This is a genomic window from Xanthomonas sp. SS (genome assembly GCF_014236835.1).
Classification (GTDB): Bacteria; Pseudomonadota; Gammaproteobacteria; order Xanthomonadales; family Xanthomonadaceae; genus Xanthomonas_A.
Genome location: NZ_CP051190.1, coordinates 1,657,432 through 1,664,527 on the forward strand (window position 1 = coordinate 1,657,432; position 7,096 = coordinate 1,664,527).

Sequence of the window (7,096 nt, forward strand, 5' to 3'; positions counted from 1 at the left end):
AGATGAAGCTAGATTTTACGGCCGACTACGACTGGGAGGCGCGGATTGATAGGATCAAAAGTCACTACGCGCGCAATGCTGATGATTTTACCCATCGATCTTACGGCAGTGAGGTGGCCACAGTGTCTCTACTTTTCATGTGCCGCGATCCGTCCATAAAATTTAAACGAAGAGTTCGGTTTTTTTCTAAAAGCGCGGAGTTTTATACCGACGTCATGTTGGATCTGCCAACCATCGTCCCGCTTTCGATGAAGGAGAAAATGCACTACGTTTCCTGTGAGCTTCTTCAGCAGCTGTCAGAACAGTTGAACAAACGAAAGTTCAAGGACTTTGATCATGCTCGGTTTCTCAACGATCTAGAGAAATGGCTCGAGGGAATTGAAGAGCGCTATGACGGCCAGACGTCGGGACCTTGGCGTTATGCGTCGGGCGAAGAGGTTGAGCAATGAACGCAATTGAGATCGGCCTTTCCTTGATGCCGTGTCCATGCTGCGGAAATCTAACGATTGAAGAGCCCGGGCAATATGAGATTTGTCCAGTATGTCAATGGGAGGATGATCCAGTTCAATCAAGCGATCCAGGATACTCTGGTGGAGCCAACGAATTGTGTCTTAATCAAGTCAGGATCCACTGGGGATTGAATAATTTAGATGTATAATCTCGGGCTAAGGATTTTGTGGCCGTTGGTTTATCTCGGGTGCCAATAAGGCTAGTGGCGAAATTGCAGTGAAGGAGGTTTATAAAATCTGAATATGAGGTAGGTCGTGAAAGCTGACGATTTCGTATCAGCAATTGAGACGTACGTGCTTGAGTCTGCCGTAGATGACACGATTTCCCTTCTCAAGCATCCGCCCGGACGCAAGGTTGCTCCTGATGTGGCGGCGCGCTCCGAATGGTTCAACAGCTTGTCTGATGCAGAGGCCGAATTGGTGCGCGCAGTCATCCACGATGCAGCGCACTCAGCGATCTTCGGATTTTTTGCGGTACTTGACCGTGCGCGTGTTATCGATGATGAGAAAGGGGTCTTCGAGCTCTACTATGTCGGTCAGAAGAAGACTTTGTTGAATCCACCTGACATTGCTCTGCACGAATTACTTCAGTGAGGAAAGAACGTACGGAGGCATGTTGCCGCTCATTTGAACTAGAGAAATCAAGCGCAACGACAGAGATGCGGGCTGCTGATGCTGGACTCTATTAGCAAATACAAGGTTTAAGAAATCGGCAGTCGCCTCCTGGACGATAAATGCGCCACCTAACTCATCTGGACGTAGGAGCCAATCTTGCTGCTGGTCGTGATGTTGAGCAGTTGCTATCCGAGCGACATGAGATGAATAAACTCGTAATTTGCTATATCTCCATGAGAGAAATAAAATCAGATGGTTGGGGGAGTCCGCCCCAAACGGAAGTGGTGCTGCCACTTCGGCTGACGCTGGCGTGGTCGGCGGCGCTCTGGCGAGTCCGCGTGTCTATTGCCGTGCTACCTCCTGGTTTGGCTGGATGGCCCTCGCGAACGCGCCTTCCGCGGGTGGCTGAAAGGGTCGTGATGCCTCGTATCCAGGCACGGCAAGAATGCTGAAGCGGGCGAGATAGGTCGTTGGCGGGAAACGTATGCTTGTAGGAGCACTACCAAGTGGCTAGCAGCCCAACAAAAATGTAAACAACTTTGGTTGGTACGCAAGGTTGTTTACACTTGTTGGATCCCGGTAAAGGCCAAGCCGTTGCCTGTCAATGCTTTTCCATGCTTGTTTACACTGTTGATACACACAACCGTTCTAGAGGATACCTTTGCGTAGATGTAAACAAAGGCTCTTGGCGCGTTTGCCAAGGGCCTTTTTTAATTGTTAACGTTTTCCTGAGGGCTGTTGGGGCACTCACAGGAGCACGAGCATGCTCATGCCCGTAGCCACGAGCGAACTTCCGAGCATGAACACGATTGTCCCAGCCTGTGAACCACGCTCAGGCGGGCAGTGCATCGGGGGCTGGAAGACTCTAACGTCGGCGTGGCTGTGCTCGCAAGATTAGAGGACGTTATCGGGGTAGGGTGGAGGTCCGCTGATGCCGTGACGGCATCTCTCCTTCAGGCTCGCCGGCGAGCGCGGCACTCGGATGTCAAAACGCGCTCAGGACCTATTGCGTGACCTCGCTGTTGACCGAGGTCGCGGCCAGCGCCGCCAGCCGTCGAATCGCCACGACGAACGCATGGGTAGGCCGGCTCCACGACGAGCGGGTGTCACGATCGCGATGCGCGAGGCGCAGCACGTGCTCGTAGACTCCCCGCCACACGGCCTTCGCCTTCGTCCGAGGCACTCTCGAACTGACGCATTAGTTTGTCATCGGCCAGTTCCGGCTCAGTCAGGAAAGCATCGGCCAAGCGACCTGGAAGTCATGTGCGATTTTTGCTCAGTTCGGAATCGCACTCGATCTCGACCAGGAAATCCAGTCGGGGCAGGTGCGCCGCCAGCGGACGCACGAAGGGCCTGACCCAACGCTGCTTCGAGTGGTCAACAGCCCACAGCACAGGCCGTTACGTCCATCCTTGGTTGCCAGATGCGTGTTAACGCCTCATCTACGTCAGGTGCACATCTGAAAAATGTGATGAGAACCACATTATTTGTGAACGCACGCTGTACGTTCGTGGGGTTATCATCGTCTGGCGGGGAAGACGTTTACGGGGAACGTTTTCCATGCCGACCGCTTGCTTCGCTGCAGGAAGCGCCGGCATCGGCGCAGTGCGATCCGTTCGCGCTCGCCACCGTCGCACGTCAATCGGTTCACAGCGAACGTACAGGCCATACGCACATCCGTTTCCGCCTTTTGAGGGGCGAGCCGGGCCGGCGCTGGACGTGGCTGGTCCGTGAACCGAATGCGCCAAACGATGCCGATTGCTGCGGTTCAGCTAGGGAAAGGCTGGGGAAAATCGTGTTGAAGCAATACCCGTTAACGTTGCGATTCGTGTTGTTCATCGTTGTTCCATTGCTGGCGCTGGCCGCCTGGGGAATCTCGCACCTCAGTTCCAGCCTGCCGCAGCAGGACGGTACGCTTGCCGTCACCGGACTGCGCGCGCCCGTGGAGATCCATCGCGACTCCGCGGGTGTTCCGAGCATCGTCGCAAGCAACGACCGCGACGCTTTTTTCGCCCTCGGCTATGCGCATGCGCAGGACCGCATGTGGCAGCTCGAGCTGCAACGACGCATCGCCAGCGGCCGCTTGAGCGAAGTCTTCGGCAAGGACAGCATCGATCAAGACATCTGGTTCCGGACGTTGGGGCTGCAAAGCTCGGCGCGCGAGGCGTGGAAGGCGTTGAGTCCGCAGGCGCGCGATTCGCTGCAGGCCTATGCGGACGGGGTCAACGCCTGGCTCGCGGGACATCCGAGCTTGCCGCTGGAGTTCTCTGCGATGGCGATCAAGCCCGAGCCCTGGTCGGTGTACGACTCGCTGGCCTGGATCAAGGTGTTCGCGCTCAATCTTGGCGGCAACTATCGCCAGGAAGTCGAGCACATGCTGGCGCGGCAGATGCTCGACCCGCACAAGTTCGCCGCGTTGTACCCGAATCTCCACGCGGAACCACCTATACCGGCGCCGCTCGCGGCCGCCTCGGTCGGCATGTCGCTGCAACGCATGGCGGATTTCCAAGAGAAACTGGAGCGCGATTTCGGCCTCGGCGGACGCTACGTAGGCAGCAATGCCTGGGCCGTGTCCGGTCACCTCACCGGCAACGGTGCGGCGATGCTGGCGAACGATCCGCACCTGGGCCTGCAGATACCCTCGCTCTGGTACATGGCGGCGATCAAGGGCGACCGCATCGATGCGCGCGGTGCGACCATCGTCGGCTTGCCGGTGGTGATCTTCGGCCGCAACCAGCACATCGCCTGGGGCGGCACCAATTCCATGGCGGACGTGCAGGACCTGTACTTCGAGGAGGCCGATCCTGACGACGCGAACCGCTATCGTACCGAGAACGGGTGGGAAGGCTTCAAGAGCACGACCGAGCTGATCGCCGTCCGCCAGGATTTTCCCGCCTTGCTCAGCCCCAAGCTGCGGCCGCTGCGCATCCAGGTCCGCAGCACGCGTCACGGCCCGGTGGTGAGCGATCTGTTCAAGGTGTTCGATGCGCCGGTGTCGATGCGGTGGACCGCGCTGGACACGGACGATACCTCCTACGAAGCGTTCTATCGGCTCAATTACGCAGAGGACTGGAGCGGCTTCCGCCACGCGCTGGCACCGTTGGTCGCGCCGGCGCTGAACCTGCTCTATGCCGACGATACCGGCAACATCGGGATGCTCACCGCCGGACGCATTCCGATCCGCACGGCCGGTGGCGGCGACGTGCCCGTCTCCGGCTGGGACGGAGGCCATGCATGGCGTGGCTACATCGCCCCGGAGGCGATGCCGAGCCGCTATAACCCGCCCAGTGGCGTGCTGGTGTCGGCGAACGAAAAATTCTTCGACTCCGATTACCCCTATCCAATCAATGGCGAATGGGCGCCGCCGGACCGCGCGCGCAGGATCGAGCACCTGCTTCTGGCCCTGAAGGACAAAGGCGGCGCGTTGACGCCACAGGCCATGGGCCGCATCCAGACCGACACGGTAAGCGAGCCGGCGCGGCGCCTGCTGGCGCGCATGCTGCGCCTGCAGCCTTCCAACGACCAGCAACGCAGGGCATTCGCGCTCCTGCGGACGTGGAACGGCGACATGTCGCGCGACAGCCGCGCGGCCAGCATCTTCAATGCGTGGGTGCAAACCCTCCGCCGCGAGTTGATGGCCGACGAGCTGGGCGGCAGCTGGAACCGGGAAACCCAGAACCGCTACGTCAAGAGCGTGGCGGGCGACGTCGACCTGGACACCCTGGGCGCGATGCTGGTGGACGGGCCGGACAGCTGGTGCCAGAACCTCGATACACCGGAACCCGATACCTGCGACGAGGTGCTCGACAGCTCGCTCAACGACGCCCTTTGGGAGCTTCTGAAGATGACCGGCGATTCATCCATGGACGATTGGGCGTGGGGCAAGTTACACGCCACGGTCTACAAGCACACGCCTTTCAGTAGCATCAACGTGCTGCGCAGCGTCTTCGAGCGCAGCATCGCCAGCGGCGGTTCGCCGGATACGGTCAACGTGGCGTCCTATCGCTACGATCGCGCAGGACGCTTCACTCAGGATTTCGGCGCCGGTTTCCGTCAGGTCATGGCGTTGGGCGGGAAGGGCGGCGCGCACCTGTACATAAACTCGACGGGCCAGTCGGGAAATGTCGTCAGTGCCCACTACGACGACATGGTCGAGCCCTTCCGCGACGGGGTGCTGCGCGCCTGGCCGTCCGCCTCCGCCGGCCAGGCGCTGCGCCTGACGCCGGCCTCCCCCGGCCACGTCCAGGATCCACGATGAAACTGTTGGGCACCTTCGCCAGGCGCGCGCCGAACCGGGTATTCCTGTCCATCGTGCTCGGCGCGCTGGCTGGCGTCAGCTACGCGCTGATCATCCCGTTGGTGCTCAGTGCCATCGACCCGGGCAAGGACCGGTTCGCCAAAGTCGATCCTGACATCGCGGTGTTCTTCGTCTGGCAGGTATCCAATTACCGCTATGCCGTGCTGTTCGTGCTGGTCTGCCTGCTGATCCTGGTCGCGCGCACCGCCTCGCAGGTCATCCTCACGCGCATCTCGATGGACGTCACCACCGATCTGCGCACCCGCATGTACCGCCGCATTTCCAGCGCGCCGATCGCCGATCTCGAGCGCGTCGGCATGCCGCGGCTGATCGCGTCGATCACCGCCGATGTCCCCGTGATCATCGCCGGCGCGCGCCTGCTGCCGGAACTGCTGACCAATGGCGTCACCCTGGTCGGCATGCTCGGCTTCCTGCTGTACCTGAATGCGGGTGTGTTCTGGTTCGTGCTGGGCTGTATCGGTTTCGGCGTGGTGACCTATCAGGTGCCGATGATGATCGGGCGCCGCTACCTGGTGCGTGCGCGGCGCAATCTCGACGACCTGCACGAGGCGATACGCGGCTTGGTCCACGGCGCCAAGGAACTCAAGCTCAACCGCGACAAGCGCGTGGATTACTTTGATTGGGTGTTGGCCCATAACGAGACGCGGGTTCGCGAAACGGCCAAGACCGGGCACTCGATCATGGGCGTGGCGGTGAACTACGGCGGACTGATCGTCTTCTTCGTGATCGGCGCGGTCAGCTTCGTGTTCGTCAACCATCATGCGATCGACAGCCAGGAGCTGAGCGGGGTGATCATGGCGCTGCTGTACGTCACCGGGCCGGTAGGCGCGCTGCTCAATTTCATTCCGCAGTTCACCACCGCGCAGATCGCGCTGAAGCGCTTCAACGAGCTGTTCGACCGCATTCCCGAGGAGTCGATCGACCATGCCGCGCCCAAGCGCAGCGGCTGGTCGACCCTGCGCCTGGAAGGCGTGACCTACCACTATCCGAATCGCGCCGACGACAGCGGTTTCGCCGTCGGACCCCTGGATCTGGAAATACGCCGCGGCGAGATCACTTTCATCGTCGGCGGCAACGGTTCGGGAAAGTCCACCCTGAGTAAGCTCGTCACGCTGCACTACCTGCCTGACGGGGGCAGCATCTACTTCGACGGCGAGCGCGTGGACCAGGACAACATCTCCGGCTTTCGCTGCGGCATCGCCGCGATCTATTCCGACTACTTCCTGTTCGACCGCCCGCTGGGGGTCGACCCCGCGCAGGCGCGCCCGCAAGTCGAAGAGTACCTGCGCGAGTTCGCCCTGGACCACAAGGTGCGCTTCGAGCATGGACGCTTCTCCACGCTGGCGCTGTCGGATGGGCAGAAGCGCCGCCTGGCGCTGGTGGTGGCGATGATCGAGGACGCCGAGATGTATCTGTTCGACGAATGGGCCGCCGATCAGGACCCTGCATTCAAGGGCGTGTTCTATAACCGCATCCTTCCCGATCTCAAGGCGCGCGGCAAGGCGGTCGTGGCGATATCGCACGACGACCGCTATTTCCACTTGGCCGATCAGATGATCGTGATGCGCGACGGAGTCGCGGTGCGCGACGATGCGCTCGCGCCCACCGTGGCGCCCGAGTCGCTGCTGGCCGCGCCATAAGGAAAGACAGGACA

At 60.4% G+C, this 7,096-nt stretch carries 5 protein-coding genes; all 5 read left to right on the top strand.

Annotated features, from left to right (window positions below):
- Positions 1-2 precede the first annotated feature (2 nt).
- The 5 genes from HEP74_RS06910 to HEP74_RS06930 all read left to right on the top strand — a co-directional run bounded on the left by HEP74_RS06910 (position 3) and on the right by HEP74_RS06930 (position 7,082).
- On the top strand, positions 3-449 hold the full coding sequence (locus HEP74_RS06910; RefSeq protein ID WP_185815782.1) for an Imm44 family immunity protein: 447 nt from the start codon (positions 3-5) through the stop codon (positions 447-449).
- Positions 450-475: 26 nt separating this feature from the next.
- Complete coding sequence (locus HEP74_RS22100) at positions 476-658, top strand: CPCC family cysteine-rich protein (protein ID WP_185816535.1); 183 nt, start codon at positions 476-478, stop codon at positions 656-658.
- Between the two features lie 106 nt (positions 659-764).
- Positions 765-1,103 carry a hypothetical protein gene (locus tag HEP74_RS06920; RefSeq protein WP_185815783.1) on the top strand — a complete coding sequence of 113 codons (339 nt, stop codon included), beginning with the start codon at positions 765-767 and terminating at the stop codon, positions 1,101-1,103.
- A gap of 1,816 nt (positions 1,104-2,919) precedes the next feature.
- Positions 2,920-5,382, top strand: coding sequence for a penicillin acylase family protein (locus HEP74_RS06925; protein ID WP_185815784.1), 2,463 nt, complete (start codon positions 2,920-2,922; stop codon positions 5,380-5,382).
- Positions 5,379-7,082, top strand: a complete 1,704-nt coding sequence (locus HEP74_RS06930) for a cyclic peptide export ABC transporter (protein ID WP_185815785.1) — start codon at positions 5,379-5,381, stop codon at positions 7,080-7,082. Before HEP74_RS06925 ends, HEP74_RS06930 begins: the two co-directional genes overlap by 4 nt.
- Positions 7,083-7,096 lie beyond the last annotated feature (14 nt).

Bases quoted from the DNA above. Each gene is read 5' to 3' on its own strand.
- HEP74_RS06910 (WP_185815782.1), top strand. From the start codon at position 3: ATGAAGCTAGATTTTACGGCCGACTACGACTGGGAGGCGCGGATTGAT.
- HEP74_RS22100 (WP_185816535.1), top strand. From the start codon at position 476: ATGCCGTGTCCATGCTGCGGAAATCTAACGATTGAAGAGCCCGGGCAA.
- HEP74_RS06930 (WP_185815785.1), top strand. From the start codon at position 5,379: ATGAAACTGTTGGGCACCTTCGCCAGGCGCGCGCCGAACCGGGTATTC.